General features: G+C 34.9%; 1 protein-coding gene. It reads right to left on the reverse strand.

Annotated elements, in window-relative coordinates; translation table 11 throughout:
* On the reverse strand, positions 1–1,691 hold a 1,691-nt coding region (locus AC1DRQ_RS30960), incomplete at its 3' end, for a polysaccharide biosynthesis protein (RefSeq protein ID WP_477429886.1).
* Positions 1,692–2,095 lie beyond the last annotated feature (404 nt).

The following is a 2,095-nucleotide window of genomic DNA, read 5'->3' on the forward strand; positions in this document are numbered from 1 at the left end:
CTTAGATCCAGTTTTTCATATTGCGAATTATTACTGATATAATCAGGAAGAATAGCTTTCATTTTAAGCACCATTAAATCAACATTATTAAGCAAACTAAGCTCCAGCAACTCTTTAATTACGCTATTAACTTCTGCATAGCTATTAGGTATAGTTTTCGAGATTTTTATGCTTTTATTATATGTTGGAATGATATGCTCTTCAACATTTAACAATTCTTCATATAGTTTTTCGCCAGGTCTTAGACCTGTAAATACAATTTTTATATCTTCATCCGGAATAAAGCCTGCTAATTTTATCATATTAGCAGCCAGATCTGCTATCTTAACAGGCTCTCCCATATCAAACAGGAATATTTCAGAACCTTTGCCCATTACTGCTGCTTCCAGCACAAGTTGTACAGCCTCCGGAATTGTCATAAAATAACGTGTAATATCAGGATGGGTTACAGTTACAGGTCCGCCACGTTGAATTTGTGCTTTAAACCGTGGAATAACAGAACCGTTGGATCCAAGAACGTTTCCAAAACGGGTTGTAATAAATTTGGTTTTTCCTGTTGCAGTATCTCCATTTGTTGGATAAAGACCCTGATTACTAATTTCTGTGCTTAAAGACTGTATGTACATTTCTGCAATACGCTTGGAGGCACCCATTATGTTGGTTGGCCGCACTGCTTTATCGGTAGAAATCATAACAAACTTCTCCACCCCAAATTCCATGGAAATATCTGCTACGTTTTTGGTACCCCACACGTTGGTTAATACAGCCTCTGTAGGATTATTTTCCATCATGGGCACATGTTTGTATGCGGCAGCATGAAAAACAATTTGTGGCTTATATAAGTTAAAAAGTGATTTTATGCGATTGGTATTTTGAATATCAGCAATAAATATTTTTGTTTTGCATGAGCTTTTCCCATCTTCAATTTCCATTTGAATATCATGCAAAGGTGTTTCGGCCTGGTCACACAATATGATATACTCCGGGTCATAGCACATTACCTGCCGCACAATTTCAGACCCGATAGAGCCGGCTGCGCCTGTAACCAAAACCCGTTTACCACTAAGTTCACTAAAGATATGATCTTTGCATAGCTCAATAGGCGCACGTTGTAACAGATCTTCAATTTTCAAATCTTTAAACTGGTTTAAGTTAGGTTTTCCATTGAGCCATTGATCAGATGGGGGAACGGTGATCACTTTAATACCAAGTTCCATGCATTTTTCAACAGCGTTTCGTTTGTTGTCAACATTCAGCTCTTCGGAGGTAATAAGCATCGTTTTGATAGAAAACTTTTGTTTTAATCTTTCAATCGACCGTATCGGGTACACCTGCTTTTGTTCAAGGCATTTATTTATTTTATCAGAACCCACATCAATAAAACCCTGAACCTGTATCATGAGCCCTTTTTGTGATTCTACCGCATTTTTAATTAAAATAGAGGATGTACCTGAACCATAAACCAAAATATTTTCTTTCTTTTCAGTCAATCCCGGACCTTCAAGATATACGAATAAGTCTTTTATTACAATTCGCATACCCATCAATAAGGATGACGATATAAAAAAATTAATAAGTAGTATATCGCCCAACCCGATAAGGCTAAATTTCAAATAAGGTGCAAATAATACATTGCAAAGCAACATGAACGCCGCATTACTTGCCAGCACTGCCATAAAAATGCGTAACATATCTTTAGTGTTCGAATACCTTATAATACGGGTATGGATACGCATTACCAGAAAAATTAAAATTGCATTACTACAGTAAAAAATCATGTAGTAAATATTATTTAGCTTCAAATCCAACTTATCCTTTAAAGAAATAGAAAGGCAAAGGGATATAAACACGATCATCAGATCAATTAAAAGAACTAACCATCTGGAATGAAATTTATCGTGAAATATCAAATTTCTTATGTATATCATAGCAATAAGATTTAAGATTATTAAAAATTCAGGTTTATTTTATATTCGAAAAAAATAGATATTGGTGTTTCGATCAATATTTTTTATCAAGCAGTTCTTGATATATGGGCGGGATTTGGCATTATAATGCCAACTTTTATAGTCTAAAAATTCAGGCGTATCTGTAT

It is taken from the genome of Mucilaginibacter sp. P4_E8, assembly GCF_056401495.1.